This is a genomic window from Dyella sp. OK584 (assembly GCF_057787755.1).
The window spans coordinates 1,851,719-1,877,478 of record NZ_CM173542.1; the positions used below are offsets into that span (position 1 = coordinate 1,851,719).

Genomic DNA, 25,760 nt, shown 5'->3' on the forward strand with positions numbered 1-25,760 from the left:
AACGAAAAGGGCCGCCCTGAGGGCGGCCCTTGGTATCGCAACATGGGCCTCGCGGCCCGTGCTTAGTAGCGGTAGTGCTCCGGCTTGTACGGGCCGTCCACTGGCACGCCGATATAGGCAGCCTGTTCGGGCGTCAGCTTGGTCAGCTTCACGCCGATCTGCTCCAGGTGCAGGCGGGCCACTTCCTCGTCCAGCTTCTTGGATAGGCGATAGACCGTCTTCTCGTAGAGGTCCTTGTTCGCCCACAGGTCGAGCTGGGCCAGCGTCTGGTTGGAGAAGCTGTTGGACATCACGAAGCTCGGGTGGCCGTGGGCACAGCCCAGGTTCACGAGGCGACCTTCGGCCAGCATGTAGATGTTGTGATTGGTCTTCTCGAAGGTATAGCGATCCACCTGCGGCTTGATGTTCTCGCGCGTCACACCCTTGGCGGTGTTGAGGCGATCCATCTGGATCTCGTTGTCGAAGTGACCGATGTTGCACACCAGTGCGTTGTTCTTCATCGCCGCCATATGCTCGAGCGTGATGATGTCCTTGTTGCCGGTGGTGGTGACGTAGATGTCGCCCAGGCCCAGGGTCTCTTCAATGGTGGTGACCTGGAAGCCTTCCATCGCCGCCTGCAGGGCGTTGATGGGGTCGATCTCGGTGACAATCACGCGTGCGCCGAAGCCCTTGAGCGAATGGGCGCAGCCTTTGCCCACGTCACCGTAGCCGCATACCACGGCCACCTTGCCGGCGACCATCAGGTCGGTGGCGCGCTTGATGCCATCGGCCAGCGATTCACGGCAGCCGTACAGGTTGTCGAACTTGGACTTGGTGACCGAGTCGTTGACGTTGATGGCCGGCACCAGCAGCTTGCCGGCTTCGGCCAGCTGGTAGAGGCGATGCACGCCGGTGGTGGTCTCTTCGGAGACGCCCTTCCATTCGGCGGCGACCTTCTTGAACCAACCCGGGCGCTCGGCATGGACGCGCTTGATCAGATCCTTGATGACCTGCTCTTCGTGGTTGCCGCTGGGCGTGTTGACCCAGTTGTCGCCGTCTTCCAGTTCCACACCCTTGTGGATGAACAGGGTGGCGTCGCCGCCGTCATCGACGATCAGCTGCGGGCCCAACTCGCCCGGATGGGACAGCATGTCCAGCGTGCATTCCCAGTACTCCTCCAGCGACTCGCCTTTCCAGGCGAACACCGGCAGGCCGCCGGCGGCCATGGCAGCAGCGACGTCGTCCTGGGTCGAGAAGATGTTGCACGAGGCCCAGCGCACCGAGGCACCCAGCTCGCGCAGGGTTTCGGCCAGCACGGCGGTTTCCTTGGTGACGTGCAGCGAGCCCGACAGGCGCACGCCCTTGAGCGGCTTGTCCTTGGAGTAGCGGGCGCGGATCTGCATCAGGCCCGGCATTTCCTCTTCGGCCATGCGGATGCGGCGGCGACCGAGGTCGGCGAGGGAGATGTCGCGGACTTTGAAGTCCTGCGAGACGGTGTTTTTCGTAACTGCGTTCATGGCGTAGCTCCGGATGTTGCGACCCAAAGGCCGCATCGTTAACCGGGCGCCGTTACAAAAAGAATCCATCGAGCCTGGCCGGGATGTGAAAGCCGGCACGGAAAAGTGCGGGCTGCGGCGGAAACTTCCGCCTCACGAACCAACGGTCGCAGCGCCCCTCGACGGGACTCTGGAGTATAGCGTCTGCCGCGGCCGCTTTCGCCCCGGTACGGCCGGGTTGGCGGGCGCCAACACATGACTGATGGCCGGCGCCCAGAGAGCGGTGAGACAGTTAAGGTCGCAAATTCATTCGACAAAGGCCCTGCCACGACATGGATATCTCGTTCCGGCGTCTCGCCCTCGTTGGTTTCCTGCTTGCCGCGATCCCGTTGGCGGCGCCTGCCCAGCTTGCCCCTGCCGCGGTCAGCGCGCCGGCAGGTGGCTATATCGCTCCGCCTGCGCCGCTTCAGGCCCTGGTGGATGCGCCACGCCCGCCACAGCTCTCGATCAGTCCGCGTCGCGATCTGCTCGCGCTGACCCAGACGCCGGCATTGCCGGGCATCGACGTAGTGGCCCAGCCGGAGCTGAAGCTGGCCGGCCTGCGCATCAACCCGCGTACTTACGCGCAGAGTCGCTTTGCCTTCGGCAGCGACCTGTGGCTGATGGATGTCGCCACCGGCAAGGAGATCCGCCTCCAAGGCTTGCCTGCCCCGCTGTCCATCGCCAGCTCCAGTTGGTCGCCGGATCAGCGATATCTGGCTTTCAATCAGGTTGATGCCAGGCAGGGTCGCAATGAGTTGTGGGTAGTCGATGTGGCCGCCCGCACGGCACGTCGACTTACCGCATTGCCGTTGAATACCGTGGCCGGCCGCGGCTATCGCTGGATGTCCGACAGCAAGCAACTGCTGGTGCAGCTGCAGCCGGAAGGGCAGGGTACAGCGCCGGCCGTCAGCGGTATTCCCGCTGGCCCCAGTACGCAACAGACTCAGGCTGGCAGCGGCGTGAAAGCCATCCGCACCTACCAGGATCTGCTGCGCAATGAAGATGACGCACGTGTGTTCGAGCATTACCTCCGCTCGCAGTCCGCGCTGGTCGATCTGGATGGCAAGGTCACTCCGCTCGGCGAGCCGGCGCTGACACTGTCCATAACTGCTTCGCCGGATGGCCGTTACGTGCTGCGTCAGCGAGTGGAGCGACCGTTCTCCTATCTCGTGCCGGTGGAAAGTTTCCCTCGCCGCATCGAAGTGCTGGATCGCGAAGGCAAGCTGGTGAAAGAGATCGCGCACCTTCCATTAGTGGAAGGCCTGCCTACCGGCAACGATGCCGTGCCCACCGGTGTGCGCGATATCGAATGGCGCGCGGATGCGCCCGCTACGCTGGTATGGGTCGAGGCTCAGGACGGCGGCGACCCAGCCAAGCCGACCGAAGTGCGCGATCTGGTGCAGATGCAGGTCGCGCCGTTTGACCAGGCACCCGTCACCCTTGCCCGTCTGGCCGGCCGTTATGCCGGCGCCCAGTGGGGCAACGGCGAGCTCGCATTGATCGACGAGTTCTGGTGGAAGACGCGCAAGGTGAAGGAATGGCGCGTGACGCCAGATCATCCGACGCAGGCGCCGCAGCTCGTACGCGAAGGTTCGTCGGAAGATCGCTATCGCGATCCGGGCACGCCTGCCACGACGCTCGATGAGCATGGTGAGCTGCGTCTGGTGATCGCCGCCGATGGCGAGAGCATCTATCGCCTCGGCGCGGGCGCTTCGCCGGAGGGCGATCGTCCCTTCATCGACAAGGTGAACCTGCGCAGCGGCCAGAGTGCGCGCTTGTTCCATTCGCAGGCGCCCTATTACGAGGCGCCACAGGTACTGCTGGACGAGGAGGGCAAGCGCGCTCTGATCTCACGCGAATCGCCCACCGAGCCGACCAACTACTATGTGCGCGACCTCGCCGTGAATGGCGATACGCGCGCGCTCACGCACTTCCAGCATCCGCTGCCGCAGCTGAAGGGCGTGAAGAAGGAGCAGATTCGCTACAAGCGCAAGGATGGTGTGGAGCTCACCGCCACGCTGTACTTGCCGCCGAACTATGACCCGAAGAAGGACGGTCCGCGCCCGATGCTGATGTGGGCGTATCCGGCCGAGTTCAAATCGTCCGACGCTGCGGGGCAGGTCACCGACTCGCCGTATCGTTTCAATCGCATCAGTTACTGGGGACCACAGGCGTTCCTCACCATGGGCTACACCGTGCTGGACAACTTCTCGGTGCCGATCGTGGGCGAGGGCAGCAAGGAGCCGAACGACACGTATATCCCTCAGCTGGTGGCCAGCGCCGAGGCAGCGGTGGATGAAGTCGTGCGTCGTGGCGTGGCCGATCGCAACCGTATCGCCGTGGGTGGCCATTCGTACGGCGCGTTCATGACGGCCAACCTACTGGCGCATACGCGACTGTTCAAAGCCGGCATCGCACGCAGCGGCGCCTATAACCGCACGCTCACGCCGTTCGGTTTCCAGTCGGAGGAGCGCAATTACTGGCAGGCGCAGGACGTGTACGAAACGATGTCGCCGTTCAACTATGCCGATCACGTCAAGGACGCGTTGTTGATGATCCATGGCGAGCAGGACAACAACTCCGGCACGTTTCCGATCCAGAGCGAACGCCTGTACGCGGCCATCAAGGGCCTCGGCGGCACAGCGCGACTGGTGATGTTGCCGAACGAGGCGCATGCGTACCGCGCGCGCGAATCGATCATGCAGATGTTGGCCGAAACCAATGCATGGCTGGAGCGCTATGTGAAGCAGGCCAAGCCTGCCGCTACCACGGTTGCCGCATCGCACTGAAGTAGTGGCGATCGATCCAGGGAACGGGGCGCGCTGCGCCCCGTTTTCGTTGGCGTGCAAGAAAGCGTTTGTGGCAGTGCACAAATCGTGTTCGCTTGGGGTAGTCTTGGACGTCCAGACATCCGCAACGTGGCATCGATGAACCAGCACCGCAGTCCTGAGTTCTCCCCGCACGACGCACCCTTGCGAGAAGACGTCCGCCGTCTCGGCGCCATGGTTGGCAACATGCTGGCCGAGCAGATTTCTCCCGCCTTCCTCGACGAAGTCGAGCGCATCCGCACCGCCGCCATCGAACGGCGGCTGGAGAATGCACCGCTGGATGTGCTGGGTGGCCTGCTGACAGGGCTGGGAACCGACAAGGCCGAGTCGCTGGCGCGCGCGTTTGCCACCTATTTCCAGGCAGTGAATATTGCCGAGCGCATCCACCGTATCCGCCGTCGCCGCGATTACCAGCGTGAGGGCGGCGCGCCGCAACCGGAGTCATTGCTCGATGTGCTGATGCGGCTGAAAGCGCAAGGCGTGGAGGCAGGCGAGTTGCTCGAATGGCTGGAACGGTTGCAAGTGGAACCAGTTTTCACGGCGCATCCGACCGAGGCCGTGCGGCGCTCGCTACTGGAAAAGGAGCAATCCATCGTGCGCGCGCTGGTCGACAACTTCGATCCGTCACGCACGCCGCAGGAGCGCAAGGAAGACGACGATCGCATCTTCATGGCGCTCAGTGCCGGTTGGCAGACCGCCGAGGCGTCACCGATCAGTCCCAGCGTGCAGGACGAGCATCATCACGTCGGCTTCTATATCGCCAACCCGATCTACCGCATCGTGCCTGCGCTGTACGAATCGTTGGCCGACGCATTGCAAACGGTCTATGGCGTGGCGGTTCCGCTGCCGCGCCTGCTCAGCTTCGCCACGTGGGTGGGTGGCGACATGGATGGAAATCCGAATGTTGGCGCCGCCACCATTGCCAACAGCCTGTCCACGCAGCGCGCGCACGTGCTGGAGCACTACATCGAGGACATTGCCGGTTTGGCGCGTCTGCTCAGCCAGACAGAGGACCGGGTGGAAGTCGACAGCGCGCTGGCTCGCCGGCTGTTCGACTATCGCGTGCGCTTTCCAGAGGCCGCGGCCAAGGTGCGGCCTCGCCATGCGGACATGCCGTACCGCAGCCTTCTTACGATCATTGCCGCGCGCCTTGAAGCCACGCATGACGACAATCATCCGGAAGGCTATACGTCCGTCGATGAATTGCTGGACGACCTTCACCTGATCGCCGCCAGCCTGATCGATCATCGTGGCCTGCATGCAGGCGCCTATGCGGTGCAGCGCCTGATCTGGCGCGTGCGAACCTTCGGCTTTCACCTGGCGCGGCTCGATGTGCGGCAGGATTCGCGTATGCATGATGATGCGTTGGCGGTGCTGCTGGGCGACGCCGACTGGTCAATGCGAGATGTTGTCGACAAAGCGTTGCGGTTACGTCCGTATGCAGGTGGGGAGCAGACGCTGCCATTTAGTGATGAGCCGGGCACCCTCGCGCTGCATGACGTTTTCGCCACGCTGGGCGATGCGCGTGACCGTTATGGAGCGGAGGCTATTGGCCTGTACATCATCAGCATGGCGAGATCCGCGGCGGACGTGCTCGCCGTGCTTGCGCTCGCTCGCTACGGCGGATTGCAGCAAGACGGGCGCGTGCCGCTCGACATTGCTCCGCTGTTCGAAACGGTCGATGACCTGATCAATGCACCAGCCACGTTGCGCGCGCTGTTCGACGACCCTGTTTATCGCGCACATCTTGCCTCGCGCGGCAACCGCCAGTGGGTGATGCTTGGCTACTCCGACAGTGGCAAAGACGGTGGCACACTGGCTTCGCGCTGGGGGTTGCAACGCGCACAGGTGGAATCGCTGGAAGTGGCATCGGGCGCGGATATCCGGTTGTCGTTCTTCCACGGTCGCGGCGGTTCGGCCAGTCGCGGCGGTGCGCGCATCGCGCCGGCGCTGATGTCTTCGCCGCGCGGTTCAGTGGCGGGCGTGCTTCGCGTCACTGAGCAGGGCGAGGTGATCCATCGCAAGTACGGCATTCGCGCGCTGGCGTTACGCAATCTGGAGCAGACCGTGGGCGCGGTGCTTCGCGCTTCATTGCGTCCGCGCACGCATGAGCCGCGTGAGGACATTTGGCGAGAGCGCATGAGTCAACTGGCAGCGCGCAGCCGCACGCACTACCGCGCCTTTGTGGATCGCGAAGGTTTTGTGGATTACTTCCGCGCCGCCACGCCTATCGACGTGATCGAGCGCATGACGTTGGGCTCGCGCCCGTCGCGCCGTCGCAGCATGCGTGGCGTGCAGGATCTGCGTGCGATTCCCTGGGTTTTCGCCTGGACCCAGTGCCGGTCAATTCTTCCGGGCTGGTACGGCTTGGGCACGGCGCTGGAGTTTGGCGTCGCCGAATTTGGCGAGAGCGAGATGGCTGGCATGGCCACTGACTGGCCGTTCTTCGCCAATATGCTCGACGATGTGTCGATGGTGCTGGCCAAGTGCGACCTCGGCATTGCGGAGGCGTTCTCGAAGCTGGCCGGACCGTTGCACGAACCCTTCTTCGGTTTGATCCGCGATGAATTCGAGCGAACGCGCCACTGGCTGTTGCGCCTCAAGCACAGCGACAGCCTGCTGCAGAACGAGCCACGGCTTGAGGTCTCGATCGGTCTGCGCAATCCCTATGTCGACCCGATGAGCTTGTTGCAGGTAGATCTGCTTAAGCGCTGGCGCGAAGGGAGTGAAAGCGACGATACCCTGCTGACCGCGCTGGTGGCTTGCGTCAATGGCGTGTCGCAGGGGTTGCAGAACACGGGGTGAGGCGCGCGGTCGCGCACACGGTGCGCGACCGGCCGTGCAGTGCCGTTTAGCCGTCCAACTCCGACCAGCGTGCGTAGGCGCCATCGAGCTCGGCTTGCACGGCGGCGAGGGTCTCGTTCGCCTTGACGATGGCAGTGCCGTCCTGCTGGAAAAACGCGGGATCGTTCATGGCCTCGCTGCGCGTGGCGATGTCGGTTTCCAGCTGCTCGATGCGCAACGGCAACTGCTCGAGCTCGCGCTGCTCCTTGAAGCTGAGCTTGCGCTTTGCCGGCGTTGCGGCGGCAGCGGAGTCATTGCGTACGAGGCCGGGCTTGGCGGCCGCGGCTGCCACGGCTTGCGCAGCGGCCGGGCGCTGCCATAGCCAGTCGCTATAACCGCCTACGTACTCGCCAATCTGGCCATGGCCTTCCAGTACCAAGGTGCTCGACACCACGTTGTCGAGGAAGGCGCGGTCATGCGATACCAGCAGCAAGGTGCCCTGGTAGTCGGTGAGCAGCTCTTCCAGCAGTTCCAGCGTCTCCACATCCAGATCGTTGGTCGGTTCGTCCATCACCAGCAGGTTGGACGGCTGGGCGAACAGCTTGGCCAGCAGCAGGCGGTTGCGCTCGCCGCCGGACAGGCGCGTGATCGGGGCGCGCGCACGTTCGGGCGAGAACAGGAAATCCTGCAGGTAGCCGATGATGTGCTTGCGGCTGCCGTTCAATTCGATGAAGTCGCGACCTTCGGCGACATTGTCCAGTGCATTCAACTTGTCGTTGAGTTGCAGGCGGTGCTGGTCGAAGTAAGCGATCTGGATGCCGGTGCCGATCGTAGCGTGACCGCGCTGCGGCTTGAGCTCGCCAAGCATGATCTTCAGCAGGGTGCTCTTGCCGGCGCCGTTCGGACCAATGATGCCGATGCGATCGCCGCGCATGATGGTGGTGGAGAGATTATCGATCAGCACGCGGCCGTCGTAGGCCTGATGAACGTGCTCAAGGTCAATCACTTTCTTGCCCGAGGCCTGGGCATTGGCCGCTGTCATCTTGACGTTGCCACTGAGGTTGCGCCGCTCCGCGCGTTCGACACGCAGCGCTTTCAATGCGCGCACGCGGCCTTCGTTACGGGTACGGCGTGCCTTGATGCCCTGGCGGATCCAGACTTCTTCCTGGGCCAGCTTCTTGTCGAACAACGCGTTCGCCTGCGCTTCGGCGTGCAGGCGTTCTTCGCGGCGGCGCAGGTAGTTGTCGTAGTCGCCGGGCCAGTCAGTAAGTTGGCCGCGGTCGATCTCGACAATGCGCGTTGCCAGCGCACGCAGAAAGCTGCGGTCATGGGTGACGAAGATGATGCTGCCGTCGAACTTCTTGAGGAATGTTTCCAGCCAACCGATCGCCTCGATGTCGAGGTGGTTGGTCGGTTCGTCCAGCAGCAATACATCGGGCTTGCGCACTAGCGCTTGCGCCAGCAGCACGCGGCGCTTCATGCCGCCGGAGAGTGCGGCAAAATCAGTGTCGGCAGGCAGCTCGAGCTTGGTCAGTACCTCGGTAACACGACGATCAAGATCCCAGCCATGCTGCGCTTCGATCTGGATCTGCACGTCGCCGAGTGCATCGAAATCGCCTTCGTGCAGCAGATGGTGGTAGCGCGCCAGCAGGTGGCCGAGATCACCGAGCCCTTCGGACACGACGTCGAACACGGAGCCTTCCGTGCCCTGCGGCACCTCCTGCGCCATGCGGGCAACCACAATGCCGTTCTGTACGCGAAGCTCGCCGTCGTCCGGCTTGAGCTCGCCGGCGATGAGCTTCATCAGGGTGGATTTGCCTTCGCCGTTGCGACCGACGATGCACACGCGCTCGTTCGCCTCGATGGAGAGGTCGACATGTTCGAGCAGGAGGGGGCCGCCGATACTGAAGTCGACGCGCTGAAGTTGGATCAGGGACATCCGCCCATTGTAGGCGATGCATCGACCTGTCCGCCGTTGCGAGTCGCGCTAGTGACGCTCAAGGGAAAAGCGAAGTCGCCGATAGGAAAAAAGCCTTTCGCCTTCGGCCTTTTGCGGGCAAACTCGACTGGTCACGTAGACAAAGCCTTCACGGTGAAATCTGCGTTAAGGCGGCGCCAAAGGCGCCGTTATCGTTTTATCGTCCATGGAAACATGGACTTATGTCGGCTAATTCAAGTATTGTCTCTGCCCATGACTGGCGTCGCGAGTGAAGTGTCTCGCAGCGTCTGTAAGCGGCAGGCTGGAAGCGAGGTTCACGGGGTGGCTATCAAGTCCGTAACGCCGGCCAAAGGGGTCACCTGGCGTCGTGGCCTGATCGCATTGTTGGTGTGTGTCGCCGGCAGTGTCATGGGCATCACGCACGCGGGTTCGGCGGCCATTGTGGTCGATGAGACCGATGGCCAGGTAATCACGGCGGTCAATCCTGACGAGCCCGCACATCCGGCCTCGCTGGCCAAGATGATGACGCTGTACCTCACCTTCCAGGCGGTGCAGAACGGCTCGCTGCAGATGGAGCAGGAACTGCCCGTGTCCTCGTGGGCCGCCTCCAAGGCGCCGACCAAGCTCGACCTGCGCAACGGCCAGACCATCTCGGTCGAAGACTGCGTCCTCGGCATGATCACCAAGTCGGCCAACGATGCTGCCACTGTGGTAGCCGAAGGCATGGGCGGCTCGGAAAGCCATTTCGTCGAGATGATGAATGCGCAGGCCCAGCTGCTGAACATGAGCAACACTCGTTTCGCCAACGCCTCGGGCCTGCCCGACCCGGAAGACACCACCACCGCCCGCGACATGAGCAAGCTGGCGATGGCGCTGTACCACGATTTCCCGCAGTACTCGCACTACTTCTCGACCAAGGACTTCACGTTCCGCGGTCGCCTGGTGCGCGGGCACAACAACCTGATGGACAAGTATCCGGGCATGGACGGCCTCAAGACGGGCTACACCAATGCCGCGGGCTTCAACCTGGCATCGACCGCCGTGAAGGATGGCCGCCGCTTGTTCAGCGTGGTGCTCGGCGGTCGTACCGCGGGCACCCGCGACCGACTGATGGCTCGCCTGCTGGACGACGGTTTCGAGAACCAGGAAACGCCGGCCGAGCTGGTGGCGCAGGTGGGTACGGTGCCGGCCGCGGCCAAGGGCAGCCGCAGCAGATCCTCCGCGAAGGCTCTGGCCGACGCCACGCCGACCTCGCGCCGCCATCATCGCCGCACGACCAAGGGCGATACGGCGGTGGCCACGGCAACGTGTTCGAAGAAGAAAAAGAGCGGGACGTGCCCGGCTACGAATAGCGCACGCAGCACCAAGGTAGCTGCCGCCGGACAGAAGGTGGCCTCGGTCAGCGGTTCGCCCGACAAATGATCTGCCGCCCCAGCCGGGCGAGCTGAAGAACAACGGGCCGCGCAAGCGGCCCGTTTTCGTTTGAGGTGCGGTAGATAAGTGCGGGAGTGCACGCTGTGCGTGACCGCAACGCTACAAGATCACCGCGTCGTCGCGTTGTGGGCTTTTCGCGCAGAGGGTGCGCTTCTACAGAAAGGCCGGGCAACAAAAAACGGGCCGCTTGCGCGGCCCGTTTTCGTGTGAGGCAAGCGTGTCGCTTACTTCAGCTTGGCATCGGCGCGGAGCGCCTCGGCCTTGTCGGTCTTTTCCCACGAGAACGCGGTGTAGGTCTTGCCGTCCGGACCCTTCACCTCGTACGGGGTGCGGCCGAAGTGGCCGTAGCTCGCGGTCTGCTGGTACATCGGGTGCACCAGGTCGAGCATCTTGATGATGCCGTACGGGCGCAGGTCGAAGTGCTTGCGGATCAGCTTCTCGATCTTCTCGTCGGCGATCTTGCCGGTGCCGAAGGTGGTGACCGAGATGGAGGTCGGCTCGGCCACGCCGATGGCATAGCTCACCTGAACTTCGCAACGGTCAGCGATGCCGGCAGCCACGATGTTCTTGGCCACGTAACGCGCGGCGTAGGCAGCCGAACGATCGACCTTGGACGGATCCTTGCCCGAGAACGCGCCACCACCGTGACGGGCCCAGCCGCCGTACGTATCGACGATGATCTTGCGACCGGTCAGGCCGCAGTCGCCCACCGGGCCACCGATCACGAACTTGCCGGTCGGGTTGATGTGGAACTTGGTGCCCTTGTGCAGCAGCTTGGCGGGCAGCACGGGCTTGAGGATGTGCTCGCGCACGGCCTCGATCAGATCCTTCTGCTTCACGCTCGGATCGTGCTGGGTCGACAGCACCACGGCGTCGATAGCGGTCGCCACGCCATCTTCATAGCGCAGGGTGACCTGGCTCTTGGCGTCCGGGCGCAGCCACGGCAGCGGCGAGTTCTTCTTCTTGCGGACCTTGGCCTGCTGCTCGACCAGGCGGTGCGAGTAGTAGATCGCCGCCGGCATGAAGTCCTTGGTCTCGTTGGTCGCGTAGCCGAACATCAGGCCCTGGTCGCCAGCGCCCTGTTCTTCCGGCTTCTTGCGGTCCACGCCCTGGTTGATGTCCGGCGACTGCTTGCCGATGAGGTTCAGCACGCCGCAGGTCTCGCCATCGAAGCCGACCTCGGAGGAGTCATAGCCGATGTCGACGATGACCTTGCGGGTCAGCGCTTCCAGGTCAATCCAGGCGCTGGTGGTGATCTCGCCGGCGACGATCGCGACGCCTGTCTTCACCATCGTTTCGCAGGCCACGCGCGCACGCGGATCCTGCGCGATGATCGCATCGAGGACGGCATCGGAGATCTGGTCGGCGACTTTGTCCGGGTGGCCTTCGGAAACCGACTCGGAGGTGAAGAGGAAGTTGCTCATCGCGGTATATATCCTTCCTTACGGATAGAGAGATAAATGGGGTAGCGCATGATACACGGGGTGTCCCCGCTTTGCAGCCTCAGCATGGGGGCGGGTCATGACGATTTCATGCCGATTCAGCCATTTGGACGGCTTTGCGGCCTTTTGGCGCGGCCCGAAATGGCACGCCAAAGCGGCCCGCGGGTCACCAAATCGGCGGGAGCATAACGCAGCCGGGTCGCAGGGAGCCCGGAGCGCTGGGGTTTGCGGCCGGTTCGAAGGTTCAGATACCCGTTTGCAGGCGGCTGAACCCATCCTCGCTCCAGCTCTCGCTGCCCACGCCATGACGAACGAAGAACAGGCCTTCGGGGTCATATTTGTTCTTGGCGGCGGCCAGGCGGGCGTAGTTGGTGCCCCAGAACGAGGCCTGCCAATCACGTTCGAAGTAGTTGCTTTCCGAGACGTAAGAGCCCGCTGCGGGTGCGGCTACGAGTAGCGCATCCATTGATTGGTCAATGCGCGCGGCCTCCCTGCGAGCATTGGGCAGATCTGGCCCGGATCCGGGCATGCCCGGGAATGCCGGCTCGCTCTCGCCGCCAGTGATGGCCAGCGCGAACGCATCCATGGCCCCCGGATTCATCGCCGTGTCGCGTGAGCGCGCCAGTGCATCGGCCGGTGCGCCGGCCAGGCCCTTGTTGAAGTGCAGTGATATGCCCCAGTGGCGAGTTGCGGAGAACAGCGCGTCGGCAAGCGCGGCCTGCTGGCTGTCATCGAGCAGCGACTGTGGCAGCCAGGCCGAGCGGTAGCCATGGATGAACTGTCCAACCTGGCCCTGGTCGCCTGCCCACAGCACATGGTCGCGCGGCGCGCCAGGCCGGCTGTCCGGCACGATCAGACTGGGTGCGTGCTGGCGGAAAAAGTCCGCGTCCCAGAAATGCCGCGCCGGCAGCGCGATGACACGCACCTCGTCCTTGAAGCGATAGGCCTTGCGCTCGCGCACCCAGGCGAGGAAGGGCGCCCACACTTTTTCCGCTGCGGCCTGGTCCATGCCCTGGAACACCATCGACAGCCGCAGCGTGTTGTCGCCGCGAAACACCAGTTGCTCGCCCCAGTGCGGGTTGAACAGTGCGTCGCGATAGAAGCGAATGGTCTGCGCGATGAGCGCCCGGTAGGCCGCGTCCGAATCGGCCTGGATCGCGCCGAATACAGCGCCAAAGGTTTCCGGCAGCTCGTGCGTGCGCAGCGTCAGCCGCGTCACCACGCCCAGGCTGCCGCCACCACCGCCCTTGATGCCCCAGAACAACTCGGGGTCTTTGCGCGCGTTGACCACGCGCACCTTGCCGTCGGCGGTGACCACTTCCGCTTCCAGCAACCCGCCGCTGGCCGTGCCGAAGTTCTTGGAGAAACTGCCGAAGCCACCGCTTTGCACCAGCCCCGCCACGCCCACCGTGTTGCAGCCGCCGCCCTGTACATAGCGGCCGGCCTGGGTGGTGACGGCGTCATAGGCGTCGACCCACATGGCGCCTGCCTGCACCGTCACGGCCGGCACGGGCGCGAGCAAGCCCTCACAACCCTTGGGCACGAACGCGTCATGCAGGGTGACCTTGTTCATGTGGCGCGTCCAGATCAGCAGCGAGTCCGGCGCATCGGATGTGCCCTGATAGCTGTGGCCACCGCCTTTGACCACCAGGCGCAGGTGATGCTCACGTGCAAAGTTCACCGCCGCCACCACATCCGACGTCTGTTGCGCGGCCACGGCGTAGACGCTGGGGCGCGAGGTCCAGGCATCAACCCAGCCACTGGTCTGGGTGAGCGACGGCTCATCGCCGATGTAATAGGGATTCTTGATCTGCGCCAGCGCTTCGCGGCAAGCGGCGTCGTTGGCGGTGCAGTTTTCGAAGGGGGAACGCAGCGGCTTCAGGCGTCCACCCACCGAATGGTTGAGCCGCTCCCATTGCGCTGATGTGGGCCAACCCGCCTCACCGGGCCGCACCCGTGAGCGGAGCCGCGCCCCGGCGCTCAAGGCTTTCTCGGCGGAGGCGAGTGCCGGTGATGCCAGCCAGGGGAGCAACGGCAGGGTCAGGGCAGCCTTGAGCAGATCGCGGCGGTGCATGGTGGACTCCTCCTGTGTCGGAAGCCGTCACTCTGCGCCGTCTGGTAGGTGGAACAAGTGCAGTGTGATGAGCAGAGGCTTAGCGGGGACCAGTGGTGGGGTCGCCGGGATCAGATCGGCGTCGGGTGTTACGGCCTGCTTGAAAAGTCTTTGCTCGTCATCCCAGCGAAAGCTGGGATCCAGTGCCTTTGTGGGGCGTGAAAGACGCTGGATTCCAGCTTTCGCTGGAATGACGGGCTATTCCATGACGGGCTATTTGGCGTTTGGCGATACCTGCCGCGGCACCCATAATCGAACGTCCGCATCCGACGAATGTTCTGGAGGAGAGCCCAATGAAGCGACTGAACTGGCGCGCGCTGACCGTCTTGCTACTGCTCAGCGCACTGTCGTTTGGCGCGCTCGCGGATAGCATCGGCCCGGCACATTGGAAGCCGGACATCGACGCCTTTGTCGCCGCGGACCGCGAACATCCGCCCGCACCGGGCGGCGTGCTGTTTATCGGCAGCTCGTCCATCGAGCACTGGAAGTCTCTGGCCCAGGATTTCCCCGGCATCCCGGTGATCAACCGCGGCTTCGGCGGTTCGGCACTTCCCGATTCCACCTATTACGCCGACCGCATCGTATGGCCGTACCAACCGCGCCTGATTGTCATGTACGCCGGCGACAACGATATGCACGACGGCGCCACACCGGCGCAGGTGCTGGCCTCGTTCCAGGCCTTCGTGGCCCGCGCACGCAAAGGTGTGCCCGGTGTGCCGGTGGTTTACGTATCCATCAAGCCCAGCCTGTCGCGTCTGGCACTGTGGCCGCAGATGAGGGAAGCGAACGAGATGATTCGTGCCTGGGCTGCCACGCAGAAGGGCGTGCGCTTCGTCGACATCGGGCCGCTCATGCTGGACGCCCAAGGCAAGCCGCGTCCCGAGCTGTTCCTTCCGGATGGCCTGCACATGACGCCGGCCGGCTATGCGCTGTGGATTGGCGCACTCAAACCCGTGCTCGCTCACTACGGTTTTGTGGTGCACGTGCCGGCTCAGTAAACCGTTGCGCGTGCTTGCACGAACGCGAAGAAGAACACCGCGTTCGGATCGTTGCGCACGGCCTGCAATTCCTGACGCATGCCTTCAACGGTGGCGGCGTCGACCTTGCCAGTGGCCATCAGCTGGTTGGCTGCCGAGAGCAGCAGTTCTTGCCAGAACTCGATCATCTGCTTGCGCTTGCCCGGCTGGCGATTGTCCAGGTGAAAACTCTTCACCTCCGTCTGCACGTCACGAAAGCCGCCGGCCAATAGCAGGTTGCCCAGCTTGGCGCCAATGAACGGATCGCCGCCGCTGTCGTACTGGTGATCGTTGAAGGCCATCCAGTAGCGCAGCAGATGCGGTGAATACGGGTCGAGGAAAAACGAGGAGTTGAGTACCTCGGTGACATAGACCACGGCACCCGGACTCAGCACCCGGCGCACTTCGGTCAGCACGCGTGCGGGGCTAGGCATGTGTTCCAGCACCCAGCACAGATATGCCGCATCGAAACTGCGGTCAGCGAAGGGCAGGTCGGTGGCATCAGCCTTCTCCAGTGTGTAGCGCGCACTGCACCACGCGGTCTCGGCGAGGTTGCGCTCGGCCGCGGCCAGTTGTGCCTCCGAACGATCGATACCCGTCACCTGCAGGTTGGGGAAGCGGCGCAACAGGATTTCCGTCTGCGCACCCACACCACTGCCCACTTCCAGCAGGCGCGTGGCTTCGCTGTAGTCGATATGACTGAACAGCGCGGTTTCGAACATGCGCGCCTGCCGGATCAGCCGCGATTGCTCGTCGGAAGAAAAGCCGTGGATGTACGGAAACTCGCCAGTGACGATGCTGTTCATGGGCGCTGCGCCTTCGGCCTGTTGTACCGAGCGCTCATACCGTACGCCCGGTTGTGTCGACGCGAAGTCGCCGTCAGGGCATGCCGGTTTGCGTCTTGGGCCTGGGGTGTGTGCGCACAAAGGCGAGAATGTCGCCAAGCGTCGGGGCATCGGCATGCATCGGGCGCGACAGGGCGAACAGCAGCGCCTCATGGCCCACGCCCGGATAGAGCTTCAGTGTCACGTCCCCGTGTTGAGCCTGCATCGCCCGGTTCAACGAAATCGCATTGGACGGCCTCACTTCGCGGTCGCTCATGCCCTGTAGCAGCAACATGGGCGGCTCGGCGCCATGCACGTAAGAGACCGGTTGACCCAGGCGCTGCTCGTCGAGTGTGTTGCCGAAGGCGCTGAGCATGTCCTTGTCGTCGGCCGGCACCGGCACGAAGTCGTAGCAGCCGGCCAGGCCGATGAATCCCGCAAGATTCACCGGCTGCAAACCATGCGTGCCGAGCCACTGCGTATCGGTGGCCAGCAAGGCAGCGATCTGGCCGCCTGCAGAATGCCCCATCACGAAGATGTCGTCCGGTGAGCCGCCGAATTCACCGGCGTGTTCGTGCGCCCAGGCGACCGCATTCGCCGCGTCCTGCATGAAACCCGCCAGCTTCACCTGAGGCACCTTGCGGTAATCGGGAATCACCACGACCACACCTTGTGCGGCCAGCGCAGTGCCGACAAAGCGATACCACGCGCGCTCGCCACGCGCCCAGTCACCACCGTAGAAGAACACCACCACCGGCGCGTGTTCCGTATCCATCGGCTTATACACATCGAGTGCAAGCAAGTGCTCGTGGTCGAACTCGATATCGCGCCGCTGTTCGATGCCCTTGTGCTGATCGGTGGTGTTGAGTCCAGCGAACAGCGTCGCTTCGCAGCCAGCCAAAGCCAGGCACGCAGCAACGAGCAAAGGCACAAGCATCGTCCTTGACCAGGTCGATCGGCGCGTGCGGGACGGCGGCATGAACTCGCCTCGATAAGCAAAGCGCGATCATGCCTCGAAGCCAGGCGCAAGGGTTTGCGGCACGGCCCGTCGCAAAGAAGAACACTCCGCGATGCCAAAGCGACTGCGCCCACACAAACACGAGCCGGATGAAGTATCGAAGTGTTGCCGCGTCCTGCGAGCCTGTCGGGCTGATGGTTTGCACCATCGGTGTCTGGGAGCAGCGCCTGGGTCCGCTGCTGCAGATGCGACCTCGAAAGGACTCGATTCGACAAGGCTAGGGAGTGGTAATGAAAAGCAATTGGAAATTTGGTGTGACGGTGATGGCCCTGTGTGGCCTTGTGGCCACCACGGCGGGCTGCAGCACCATGGATGCGAAGGGCGCGACGCAGAGCGTGCAGGAGCAGCGCAAGGCGCAGGAAGCACAGATCCCGGCATGTACTCACAAGCTGGGCACCGTGGCAGTCAATGAGCCCGAAGCCACCACGAACTGGTGGACCGGCCAACAGCTGCCGGCGCCGTCGAAGCTCATCAAAGTGTTCGTCAACAAGTCCGGCTGCTTCACCCTGCTCGATCGCGGCGCAGGCATGGATGCGGCCATGCGTGAACGCGCGCTTGCCTCCGATGGTGAGCTGCGCGCGCAGTCGAACCTCGGCAAAGGCCAGGTCAAGGCTGCGGACTACGTGCTGGTACCCGATCTCGTCTCCAGCAACCGCGACGCCGGCGGCAGCGCCATCGGCGGTCTCGTCGGTGGCTTGATCGGCGGCAGGGCGGGCGCTATCGCCGGCAACATCAACTTCTCCACCAAGGCCGCTGATGTGGTGCTGACGCTGACTGACGTGCGCTCCTCCGAGCAGGTGGCCATGACCGAAGGCAGTGCGAAGAAGACCGATATGGGCTTCGGGGCGGGCGGAGCGCTATTTGGTGGCTCAGGCCTTGGCGCTGCCGGTGTCGGCGGTTACGCCAACACCACGGTCGGACAGGTCATCACCATGGCCTATCTGCAGGCGTATACCGAGATGGTGACGCAGCTGGGCGGTCTTTCCGGCAACGCGGCGCAGTCCAACGCCCGGCAGTCGGTGACCGTGGTCACGAAGGCTCGCATGCTCTCCAGTGCATCGGGTGGCAAGCCCGTGCGCGACGTCACCCCGGGCATGACGCTCTACCCCACCAGCAACAAGCAAGGTGCGATGTGGGAAGTCGAGGACGAACTGGGCAACAAGGGCTGGATCAATTCCACCCAGCTGGAACTTTCCAGGTAATTCCAGGTAAGTGGTCGCTTCATCGGGCCGCCACGTGCGGCCCGATGTCGTCGATCAGGCAGCGAGGCGGACGCCTTCCTGCAAGGCAGCAAAATAATCGCGCGTCAGTCGCAGTTGATCCTGCGCATTCTCGGCACGATTCACCACGTCGCGAAACGCCGCATTCTCCGGGCGATCCTTCGCATACCAGCCCAGGTGCTTGCGCGCGATGCGCACACCTTGCAGCTCGCCATAGAACGCATAGAGCTGTTCAAGATGATGGACCAGGATGGCGCAGACGTCGTCCGGCGTCGGTTCGGGCGGCGTCTCGCCCGTAGCGAGGTAATGGGAGATTTCGCGGAAGATCCACGGACGCCCTTGCGCACCACGACCCACCATCACCGCGTCGGCACCTGTCACGTCGAGCACGTGCCTGGCTTGCTGCGGCGTGACGACATCGCCATTGGCGAACACCGGAATGCGCACGCTGGCTTTTACGGCGGCAATGGTCTCGTACTCCGCCTCGCCTTCGTATTTGTCGGCGCGTGTGCGGCCGTGCACGGCGAGAGCGGCGATACCCGCGTCCTCGGCGATCTTCGCGATGACCAGTGCGTTCTTGTGTTCGCGATCCCAGCCCGTGCGGATCTTCAGCGTCACCGGCACGTCTACCGCACTCACCACGGCTTTCACGATACGCGCCACCAGCGGCTCGTCCTGCAACAGCGCCGAGCCGGACCACACGTTGCACACCTTTTTGGCTGGGCAACCCATGTTGATATCGACGATCTGCGCGCCGTTGTCCGCGTTGTAGCGCGCGGCCTCGGCCAGCATGGTGGGGTCGTAACCGGCGATCTGCACGCTTACCGGCTCCGGTTCACCGGCATGGTCCATACGACGCAGCGACTTGCGCGTCTGCCAAAGGCGAGGATCGGATGCAGTCATTTCCGACACGGCCAAACCCGCGCCCAGCCGTTTGCACAGCAGGCGAAAAGGTTTGTCGGTGACGCCAGCCATGGGTGCAAGCACCACGGGCGGGTCAATGCGGTAAGGGCCGATCTGCATCCGTCTATTGTAACCGGAGCCCTATGCCGGTTTCCCCCGGGCCACTAGCGCGGGTCGCAGCCTCACCGTCATCCCGGCGAAAGCCGGGATCCAGCGCCTTTCACGTCGAGTGGTGCGTGGAAATCATGTCGGGCAAAGGGAAGACACTGGATCCCGGCTTTCGCCGGGATGACAGCAAGAAGCTCGGATGACGGCAAGAAGCGGGGTTGACCGCAAGAAGCGGAAATGACCCCGGGCGATCAGTGCCCCGTGTTCTGCGCCAGCAACTGTGCGCTGGCCGGATCGTGCTTGTGCTTGAACAGGAACACGAACAGCACCGCCACCACCAGCGAATACAGCGCAAAGGTGATCCAGATGCCGTGCCAGTCCTTGCTGTTGTCCGCGTGGGTGAAGAAGGCCTGGATGATCAACCCGCTCAGCGAACTGCCCAGCACCGCGCCAACACCATTGGTCATCAGCATGAACAGGCCCTGCGCGCTGGCGCGGATCGAAGGGTCCGCCTGACCTTCCACGAACAGCTGGCCGGAGATATTGAAGAAGTCGAACGCCAGGCCATAGACGATGCACGACAGCACGATCATCCACAGTCCCGGGCCCGGGTCGCCATAGGCAAACAGGCCAAAGCGCAGCGTCCAGGCCAGCATGCTGATCAGCATCACGGTCTTGATGCCAAAGCGCTTGAGAAAGAACGGAATGGCCAGGATGAACAGCGTTTCCGAAATCTGCGAGATCGACATGATGATGGCCGGGTAGCGCACCGCCACCAGATCCTTGTACTCATCCATCGTGGCGAAGTCGTGCAGGAACGTGTCGCCATAGGCGTTGGTGAGCTGCAGCGCTGCGCCCAGCAACGTCGCAAACATGAAAAATACCGCCATCTGCGTATTGCGGAGCAGCGCAAACGACGTGAGGCCCAGCGTGTCGAGCAGCGACTGGTTTGCCTTGCGCTCGAACTTCGGCGGACAGGGCGGCAGGGTGAAGGCATAAAGGCCAAGCACCAGCGCCGCCGCCGATGCCACGTAGAACTGGCCCGACGAGGTTTCAAGGCGCAGCAGGCTCACCGTCCACAGCGCCGCCATGAAACCCACCGTGCCCCACACGCGAATCGGCGGGTACACCGTCACGATGTCCTTGCCCCCGCTTTTCAGCGCGTTGTAGGCCACCGCGATCGAGAGCGAGATGGTGGGCATGTAGAACATCATGTTCACCAACATCACCCAGAACAGCAGGCCCGGCGATTGCACCATCGGCACGCAGAACAACACCACAGCGCCGCCGATGTGCATCAGGCCGTAGAGCTTCTCCGCGTTGATCCACTTGTCCGCGACCACGCCCATGAGTGAGGGCATGAACAGCGAGGCGATGCCCATGGTCGAGAAGATCGCGCCGAACTGCGCGCCCGACCAATGTCTGCTCTGGAACCAGTACGCGCCGATGGTGAGCAGCCACGACCCCCATACGAAGTATTGCAGGAAGTTCATTGCACTCAGGCGGAGTCGTAGGCTCATCAGCGTATTCGTCTGGTTGAAGCGTTGCGGTGGAGTATGGCGGACACAATCGTGCCGGCAGGCCGGGCACTGGCGGGCCTGTCCTGACGTTCCGATGATCCCCTGCAGAGGGCCGAGGGCGTCCCAAGGCCGTGCCAAAATAGCGGCAGCCTAGAGGAACCCATGCGGTGGCGACAAGCTGCGTCGCCGCGAAAATGTGCGGTTCCGCCCCGGAGGAGAGAGACGTGAGCTTGTTCCTGACTATCGCTGTCGTGCACCTGGTAGCCCTGCTTAGCCCCGGTCCCGACTTCTTTTTCGTGTCGCAGACCGCAGTGAGCCGCACGCGCCGGCAGGCCATGTTCGGCGTGCTCGGTATCACCCTTGGCGTAGTGGTGTGGTCGGCGCTGGCGCTGGCCGGCCTGCAACTAGTGCTGCAGCGGCTGGCGTGGCTGGAGCGACTCATCAGCATCGCTGGTGGGCTTTATCTGGCCTGGATGGGTATCAAGATGTTGCGTGGCGCCTTGGCCACCCCGACCGCGCCCGCCAGCGAACCTGTGGCCACCCTGCAACAGAGCGACGGGGCGACCCTGCGGGCTGGCCTGCTCACCAACCTGTCCAATCCGAAGGTGGTGATCTATTTCGGCAGCGTGTTCTCCGCTTTCCTCGGCAACGACGTCAGCACCGGCGCCCGATGGGGCCTGTGGGGCATGGTGGTGATCGAGACCTTCTTGTGGTTCACCTTCGTGGCCGGCGTCTTCGCGCTGCCGGCTATGCGCCGCGGTTATCTCAAGCTCTCGCGCTGGATCGATGGCCTGGCAGGCGCGGTGTTCGTTGCGTTTGGCCTGCACCTTATCTTTGCCAGCCGCAGTTCCTGAGCGCCGCGGCGAACGGTCAAGCGTTCTCCTGCGCGTCCGGTATCGGCGCTGCGTTGGATCGCGCGTTCGTCATCAGGCCCTCCCGGCAAGCGAGGAACCATATGGCGCCCAATGGCAACGAGAGACCCACCATCATCGGCCCGTAGAAATCGCCGAAGGCGGATGCGCCGAAAAGCTGCACGGAAAGCAGCTGGAAATCGAAGGCTCCGCTCGTCCAGTTGAATCGCACGGTCATCACGCCCAGCAACGTGCATAGCGCCCAAAGCCACTTGCGGCGTGCGATGGGCGTGCGCAGGCAAAGCACGAACGTGAAGATGCAGAACGCCGGAATGGCAATGCCCAGCAGCGCCACTAGCCAGTGCACGAGGTCTTTGCCACGCAGCGTGAATGCGTTGGTTACCTCGAGGGGTTGCGCAAGGCGGTACACATGGATCCCCGTGACGCGAACGCTATCGCCTGTTCGCTGCAACTGGACATTTCCAATCGCCCAGGCGTCTGCAAACTCGTACTCATAGGTGAGGTTGCATTGGCTACCATTGGGGCCGCTCGACGTCTGGGCGCCGACCAACTTCACAGACTTGGGCGTGCCGGCCGGGAAATAGGCCGTGACCTCCTGGAGCTTGGCGTCGATGTCCGGCGTCTGTCGAAGTTCATCAGCGATCTGGGCCTTCACCGGTTCAAGCTCGCCGCGGCGTACCTGATCGAGGATGGATTGCGCGATCTCCGATTCCGGATGCGGCGTGAACTTGTTGAGCAAAGCTTGCTGGCTGCAAGCGGCCGACAACAGGCACGCGCATGCCACGATGCTGCGAATGAGCGAGTTCATGTTTTCCCCTGTTGGCGCCGGACGTGACAGTCACTGACTACGCCTCGCGGCGCACCAGTCATCATGAAACTGGGCGGTCAGGGTGGCAATAGCTTTCCTGGATTGAGGATCCCGTCCGGATCAAACGCCGCCTTGACGTTCCGCATCAGGTGCAATGTCGACGGCTGCAACGCCAACGGCATGAACTCTCGCTTCACCAGTCCAATGCCGTGCTCGCCTGACAGCGTGCCATCCAGCGCAATGACCAGCGCGAATACTTCCGCCAGGCACGCGTGCGCCCGTTCGCGCTCGGCGTCGTCTCGCGGCAGCAGGTTCACATGCAGATTGCCGTTGCCTGCATGGCCGAAACTCACGATCAACACATCGTGCTTCTTCGACAGCTGCTTGATGCCATCGACCAGTTCCGGCAGTCGGCTTACCGGCACCACCACGTCTTCATTGATCTTGTGGGGCGAGATAGTGCGCTGCGCTGGCGACAGCGCCTTGCGCGCCGACCACAATGCCTGCGTTTCCTCGGCGGTTTCGGCAACACGCAACTCTTCCATGCCGTCGCCACGCGCAGCGCGCGAGACCGCCTCAACGGCGCTGGGCAGCGTCTCCGGCTCGCCATCCACCTCGATCATCAGCATCGCACCCGCCACCGGCACGCTATCGCCGCCGTGATCACGTGCAAGCTTGAGCGCCACGTCGTCAATGAATTCCAGCGCACACGGCGTCACTGGCTGCGCCATGATCCGCGCCACCGCGCGAGCTGCGGCGCCCACATCACGATACGTCGCGCGCATCGTGCGCAGTGCCGATGGCTTCGGTGTGAGTTTTAGCGTCGCCTCGGTAATCAGTGCAAGCGTGCCTTCCGAGCCGATCAACAAGCGCGTGAGGTCATAGCCGGTCGCGCCCTTGCTCGTGTAAGTGCCGCAACGGAAACCCTCTCCGCTACCTGCCACTGCGCGCAAACCCAAGGTGTTCTCGCGCGGACTGCCGTACTTCACCGTGCGCGGACCGGCGGAATTGCACGCGAGGTTGCCGCCGATGCTGCACCAGGGCGACGATGTCGGATCGGGCGGCCAGAAAAAGCCGTGTGGCTTGAGCGCTTCTTGCAAGTCGCCATTGAGCACCCCCGGTTCCACCACCGCAAGGCGGTTGTCGGGATCAATACGCAGAATGCGATTCATCCGCTCGAAACTCACCACCACACCACCATCCACCGGCACCGTAGCGCCGGTGGTATTGGTGCCGCGCCCACGACCGATCACCGGCACCTTGTGTACGCGGCAGGCCTGCACCAGCGCTTCCACCTGCGCGTGTTCCGTGGGAAACACCACGGCATCCGGCAGCGCGTTGCGACGTGAGTTGTCGTAGGCGTAAGCCAGACGCTCGCCTGTGTCCAGTGAGAATGCGTCATCACCGAAAGTGGTGCGTAGGAGATCGATCAAGGCGGAGGGAAGTTTCATGGAACAAGTCTAGCCCCGAAGTCCCAGCGCCGCAGCGAATGGAATAGCATGGGTCGAGCATCCAGCCCAGTTACTTCCTCTAATTCGGAATTTGCTGGTCAGTCCGCCCTAGGTCAATCTTCTAATGTCCGCTTTCGACTGCGGACTCAACCGATCAATGCAACACCCAAAGATTGTGCAAACGTGGGCGTGTTGTGATGGCGCCTAGGCTCCGTACTCATCAAACGAAAGCAAGAAGGTCGGAAATGCCCAAATTTGAGGAGCCGTGCAACCCTGGCCGTAGCACACCCCTTCAACGGGCAGCCGAGTAAGACGTTGAACTTCCAATTACTTACAAACGTTTTTGCCAATGTGTTGCATCGACCGGATGAGATCGCAACCCGTAGCGGACATGTTCTCAAGTTCGACCACGTGCTTTCAGGGGGGGGGCGCATGAAGCATCTAAGCGTACTGAAAGCCGCTTCGGCTATGGCGCTTGGCGTCGCTGGCCTTTCGTGCCATGCGACGACCAGAGCTCAGGAGGATCGATTGTGTCCTTCTCTCAAGGCATTCATTGCGTCAGTCCAGAAAGGTGACACACGGAGGCTGGAGTTCCATACGTCATGGGGCAGTGGCTTCAAAGATTCGACTTCGCCAGACACGGCGATTTTCGCCAAACGTTGCGAGTCTTCAGGCTATGCACTTGGCGAGGTTGTCTGTGATTATCTGATGAAGAACGGCGCAGTAGAGTTCTCCGGCAACAATGCCCTAGGGGCCATCGCTTGCTTGTCGACAGGGACCCGCTTTGCCCAAGGCATCATGCTAGATCGGGTGGATGTGAGCTTCTCCTATGGCTCTGAGCAACGCGGTAGCCATGTCACGATCCTATTTGACGAAGACAACAGGCTCGGGGGAATGGTCCTAAGCATCAAGGCAGATGGATACTGACCGCCTTACTTGGAAAGTCAGTCAATGTCCGCAACCCACAGCGGACACTTCAGGTGTCAAAAGAGTGCCCGATGCATCTCAGGGGATACGCATGGAAAGTGGCCTGGCCGTGTGCAGGCAATGTGGAGAACTCCACGCGCTCGAAAGCCTAGAGCTCACGTTCTTTCGACCGGACGCAGTCATAGAGCTATCAGGCGACGAGCGCAATCGTGACGTACGAGAGTCCAATGACCTGTGCGTGATTAGGCGAGACAATTACTTCGTACGAGCGACGTTGCCACTTCCCGTGCACGAGAGTGAAGTTCCATACCGACTCGGCGTCTGGATTGAAGCAAATGAAGCCGGCTTTCGACGGATTTGTGAACTATGGAGTGACGAGCATCAAGCAAGCGAGCCGCCTTTTGAGGTGACGATTGCCAACACAATACCGACCGTGTCAGAGACACGTGGCCTAGCGGCGAAGTTACGGCTGACAGGCCCAAAGACTAGGCCCGAGGTTTTCATCATGGCTATCGGACATCCAATGGCTGATCAGCAGCGAGATGGAATCACGGCTCACAGGGCGTACGAGTACACAGCGAGCGTGCAGCGATAGGGAACGTTCGATTCGGCTTATTTCACGAATCGCGATGTCTGCTTCCGACCCGAAGCGGGCACTATTCTTTAAAGGGGGGCAAGATGAAAGCCATGCTTTTTCTCGGGGCTGCCTTCCTCGCGCAGGATGGAACCACGCCTTCTGGGTTGGCCAAAACCGAGGCACAGATAGTGGAATTGGCACGTCGGGCGACGGTTAGCTATTGCGAAGACCGAAGTTCCGACTTGGGCCCGATTTACTGGAAGGGTAAGGTCGTCGGCCCGTATTACCGGACGCATTGCATTTTCCTGGCCGCGCGTACTGCGGACGGATGGCTGGTTTCAGGGCACCCGATCTATGAAGACAGCAAGGGAGCTCAGGAAATTGTTGAGGGTGGTGACGTCATTCTTTACTACTCGCCGACGGGCGAGCTGGTCCGGCATGAGGGACACACCTTCTAGT

Annotated in this window: 19 protein-coding genes and 1 riboswitch; of the genes, 9 read left to right on the plus strand and 10 right to left on the minus strand. The window is 62.7% G+C overall.

Going from position 1 to position 25,760, the window contains the following annotated elements:
- Positions 1-62 precede the first annotated feature (62 nt).
- Positions 63-1,496 carry an adenosylhomocysteinase gene (ahcY, locus tag AC3CBN_RS08250; RefSeq protein WP_488636322.1) on the minus strand — a complete coding sequence of 478 codons (1,434 nt, stop codon included), beginning with the start codon at positions 1,494-1,496 and terminating at the stop codon, positions 63-65.
- 37 nt (positions 1,497-1,533) lie between these two features.
- Positions 1,534-1,662: riboswitch (S-adenosyl-L-homocysteine riboswitch) on the minus strand.
- A 145-nt stretch (positions 1,663-1,807) separates the two neighbouring features.
- Here ahcY and AC3CBN_RS08255 point away from each other — a divergent pair.
- The gene (locus AC3CBN_RS08255) at positions 1,808-4,306 is read left to right on the plus strand and encodes a S9 family peptidase (RefSeq protein ID WP_488636323.1); all 2,499 of its coding nucleotides are present in this window, start codon (positions 1,808-1,810) and stop codon (positions 4,304-4,306) included.
- 138 nt (positions 4,307-4,444) lie between these two features.
- Positions 4,445-7,150, plus strand: coding sequence for a phosphoenolpyruvate carboxylase (gene ppc / locus AC3CBN_RS08260; RefSeq protein ID WP_488636324.1), 2,706 nt, complete (start codon positions 4,445-4,447; stop codon positions 7,148-7,150).
- A gap of 46 nt (positions 7,151-7,196) precedes the next feature.
- On the opposite strand, the gene AC3CBN_RS08265 is transcribed toward ppc, so the two are convergent.
- On the minus strand, positions 7,197-9,068 hold the full coding sequence (locus tag AC3CBN_RS08265; RefSeq protein ID WP_488636325.1) for an ATP-binding cassette domain-containing protein: 1,872 nt from the start codon (positions 9,066-9,068) through the stop codon (positions 7,197-7,199).
- A gap of 321 nt (positions 9,069-9,389) precedes the next feature.
- Here AC3CBN_RS08265 and AC3CBN_RS08270 point away from each other — a divergent pair, with 321 nt between their 5' ends.
- Positions 9,390-10,490 carry a D-alanyl-D-alanine carboxypeptidase family protein gene (locus AC3CBN_RS08270; RefSeq protein WP_488636326.1) on the plus strand — a complete coding sequence of 367 codons (1,101 nt, stop codon included), beginning with the start codon at positions 9,390-9,392 and terminating at the stop codon, positions 10,488-10,490.
- A 236-nt stretch (positions 10,491-10,726) separates the two neighbouring features.
- On the opposite strand, the gene metK is transcribed toward AC3CBN_RS08270, so the two are convergent.
- Both metK and AC3CBN_RS08280 read right to left on the minus strand, forming a co-directional pair.
- On the minus strand, positions 10,727-11,926 hold the full coding sequence (gene metK, locus AC3CBN_RS08275) for a methionine adenosyltransferase (RefSeq protein ID WP_488636327.1): 1,200 nt from the start codon (positions 11,924-11,926) through the stop codon (positions 10,727-10,729).
- A gap of 262 nt (positions 11,927-12,188) precedes the next feature.
- The gene (locus AC3CBN_RS08280) at positions 12,189-14,018 is read right to left on the minus strand and encodes an FAD-binding oxidoreductase (RefSeq protein WP_488636328.1); all 1,830 of its coding nucleotides are present in this window, start codon (positions 14,016-14,018) and stop codon (positions 12,189-12,191) included.
- A gap of 332 nt (positions 14,019-14,350) precedes the next feature.
- Here AC3CBN_RS08280 and AC3CBN_RS08285 point away from each other — a divergent pair, with 332 nt between their 5' ends.
- Entirely contained in the window at positions 14,351-15,055 is a 705-nt protein-coding gene (locus tag AC3CBN_RS08285) for an SGNH/GDSL hydrolase family protein (protein WP_488636329.1), read from the plus strand.
- Here AC3CBN_RS08285 and AC3CBN_RS08290 read toward each other — a convergent pair.
- Positions 15,049-15,879 (minus strand): class I SAM-dependent methyltransferase, encoded by an 831-nt coding sequence (locus tag AC3CBN_RS08290; protein WP_488636330.1) that lies wholly within the window; start codon positions 15,877-15,879, stop codon positions 15,049-15,051. The two genes, AC3CBN_RS08285 and AC3CBN_RS08290, sit on opposite strands and share 7 nt — an antisense overlap.
- A gap of 73 nt (positions 15,880-15,952) precedes the next feature.
- On the minus strand, positions 15,953-16,834 hold the full coding sequence (locus tag AC3CBN_RS08295; RefSeq protein WP_488636331.1) for an alpha/beta hydrolase: 882 nt from the start codon (positions 16,832-16,834) through the stop codon (positions 15,953-15,955).
- A gap of 389 nt (positions 16,835-17,223) precedes the next feature.
- Here AC3CBN_RS08295 and AC3CBN_RS08300 point away from each other — a divergent pair, with 389 nt between their 5' ends.
- Positions 17,224-18,117: a CsgG/HfaB family protein gene (locus AC3CBN_RS08300; RefSeq protein WP_488636689.1), complete on the plus strand. Its 894-nt coding sequence runs from the start codon at positions 17,224-17,226 to the stop codon at positions 18,115-18,117.
- A gap of 54 nt (positions 18,118-18,171) precedes the next feature.
- Here the strand turns inward: AC3CBN_RS08300 and dusB are convergent, their stop codons facing one another.
- A complete protein-coding gene (gene dusB / locus AC3CBN_RS08305; protein WP_488636332.1) occupies positions 18,172-19,158 on the minus strand; it encodes a tRNA dihydrouridine synthase DusB in 987 nt (328 codons plus the stop codon).
- Between the two features lie 239 nt (positions 19,159-19,397).
- On the minus strand, positions 19,398-20,666 hold the full coding sequence (locus AC3CBN_RS08310) for a nucleoside permease (protein WP_488636333.1): 1,269 nt from the start codon (positions 20,664-20,666) through the stop codon (positions 19,398-19,400).
- Positions 20,667-20,890: 224 nt separating this feature from the next.
- Here AC3CBN_RS08310 and rhtC point away from each other — a divergent pair, with 224 nt between their 5' ends.
- On the plus strand, positions 20,891-21,520 hold the full coding sequence (gene rhtC / locus AC3CBN_RS08315; RefSeq protein WP_488636334.1) for a threonine export protein RhtC: 630 nt from the start codon (positions 20,891-20,893) through the stop codon (positions 21,518-21,520).
- Positions 21,521-21,536: 16 nt separating this feature from the next.
- On the opposite strand, the gene AC3CBN_RS08320 is transcribed toward rhtC, so the two are convergent.
- Positions 21,537-22,346 (minus strand): hypothetical protein, encoded by an 810-nt coding sequence (locus AC3CBN_RS08320; RefSeq protein ID WP_488636335.1) that lies wholly within the window; start codon positions 22,344-22,346, stop codon positions 21,537-21,539.
- Positions 22,347-22,423: 77 nt separating this feature from the next.
- Positions 22,424-23,797 (minus strand): FAD-binding oxidoreductase, encoded by a 1,374-nt coding sequence (locus tag AC3CBN_RS08325; protein WP_488636336.1) that lies wholly within the window; start codon positions 23,795-23,797, stop codon positions 22,424-22,426.
- Between the two features lie 432 nt (positions 23,798-24,229).
- Here AC3CBN_RS08325 and AC3CBN_RS08330 point away from each other — a divergent pair, with 432 nt between their 5' ends.
- From AC3CBN_RS08330 to AC3CBN_RS08340, 3 genes are all read left to right on the plus strand, one after another.
- Positions 24,230-24,724, plus strand: a complete 495-nt coding sequence (locus tag AC3CBN_RS08330; protein WP_488636337.1) for a hypothetical protein — start codon at positions 24,230-24,232, stop codon at positions 24,722-24,724.
- A gap of 91 nt (positions 24,725-24,815) precedes the next feature.
- The gene (locus AC3CBN_RS08335; RefSeq protein ID WP_488636338.1) at positions 24,816-25,319 is read left to right on the plus strand and encodes a DUF2199 domain-containing protein; all 504 of its coding nucleotides are present in this window, start codon (positions 24,816-24,818) and stop codon (positions 25,317-25,319) included.
- 83 nt (positions 25,320-25,402) lie between these two features.
- The gene (locus tag AC3CBN_RS08340; protein WP_488636339.1) at positions 25,403-25,759 is read left to right on the plus strand and encodes a hypothetical protein; all 357 of its coding nucleotides are present in this window, start codon (positions 25,403-25,405) and stop codon (positions 25,757-25,759) included.
- Position 25,760 lies beyond the last annotated feature (1 nt).

Coding starts and splice junctions, on each gene's coding strand:
- AC3CBN_RS08330 (WP_488636337.1), top strand. CDS start 24,230: ATGAAGCATCTAAGCGTACTGAAAGCCGCTTCGGCTATGGCGCTTGGC.
- AC3CBN_RS08320 (WP_488636335.1), bottom strand. CDS start 22,346: ATGAACTCGCTCATTCGCAGCATCGTGGCATGCGCGTGCCTGTTGTCG.
- AC3CBN_RS08280 (WP_488636328.1), bottom strand. CDS start 14,018: ATGCACCGCCGCGATCTGCTCAAGGCTGCCCTGACCCTGCCGTTGCTC.
- metK (WP_488636327.1), bottom strand. CDS start 11,926: ATGAGCAACTTCCTCTTCACCTCCGAGTCGGTTTCCGAAGGCCACCCG.
- AC3CBN_RS08335 (WP_488636338.1), top strand. CDS start 24,816: ATGGAAAGTGGCCTGGCCGTGTGCAGGCAATGTGGAGAACTCCACGCG.
- AC3CBN_RS08285 (WP_488636329.1), top strand. CDS start 14,351: ATGAAGCGACTGAACTGGCGCGCGCTGACCGTCTTGCTACTGCTCAGC.
- AC3CBN_RS08340 (WP_488636339.1), top strand. CDS start 25,403: ATGAAAGCCATGCTTTTTCTCGGGGCTGCCTTCCTCGCGCAGGATGGA.
- ahcY (WP_488636322.1), bottom strand. CDS start 1,496: ATGAACGCAGTTACGAAAAACACCGTCTCGCAGGACTTCAAAGTCCGC.
- AC3CBN_RS08290 (WP_488636330.1), bottom strand. CDS start 15,879: ATGAACAGCATCGTCACTGGCGAGTTTCCGTACATCCACGGCTTTTCT.
- dusB (WP_488636332.1), bottom strand. CDS start 19,158: ATGCAGATCGGCCCTTACCGCATTGACCCGCCCGTGGTGCTTGCACCC.
- AC3CBN_RS08255 (WP_488636323.1), top strand. CDS start 1,808: ATGGATATCTCGTTCCGGCGTCTCGCCCTCGTTGGTTTCCTGCTTGCC.
- AC3CBN_RS08310 (WP_488636333.1), bottom strand. CDS start 20,666: ATGAGCCTACGACTCCGCCTGAGTGCAATGAACTTCCTGCAATACTTC.
- ppc (WP_488636324.1), top strand. CDS start 4,445: ATGAACCAGCACCGCAGTCCTGAGTTCTCCCCGCACGACGCACCCTTG.
- AC3CBN_RS08325 (WP_488636336.1), bottom strand. CDS start 23,797: ATGAAACTTCCCTCCGCCTTGATCGATCTCCTACGCACCACTTTCGGT.
- AC3CBN_RS08300 (WP_488636689.1), top strand. CDS start 17,224: ATGGATGCGAAGGGCGCGACGCAGAGCGTGCAGGAGCAGCGCAAGGCG.
- AC3CBN_RS08295 (WP_488636331.1), bottom strand. CDS start 16,834: ATGCTTGTGCCTTTGCTCGTTGCTGCGTGCCTGGCTTTGGCTGGCTGC.
- AC3CBN_RS08265 (WP_488636325.1), bottom strand. CDS start 9,068: ATGTCCCTGATCCAACTTCAGCGCGTCGACTTCAGTATCGGCGGCCCC.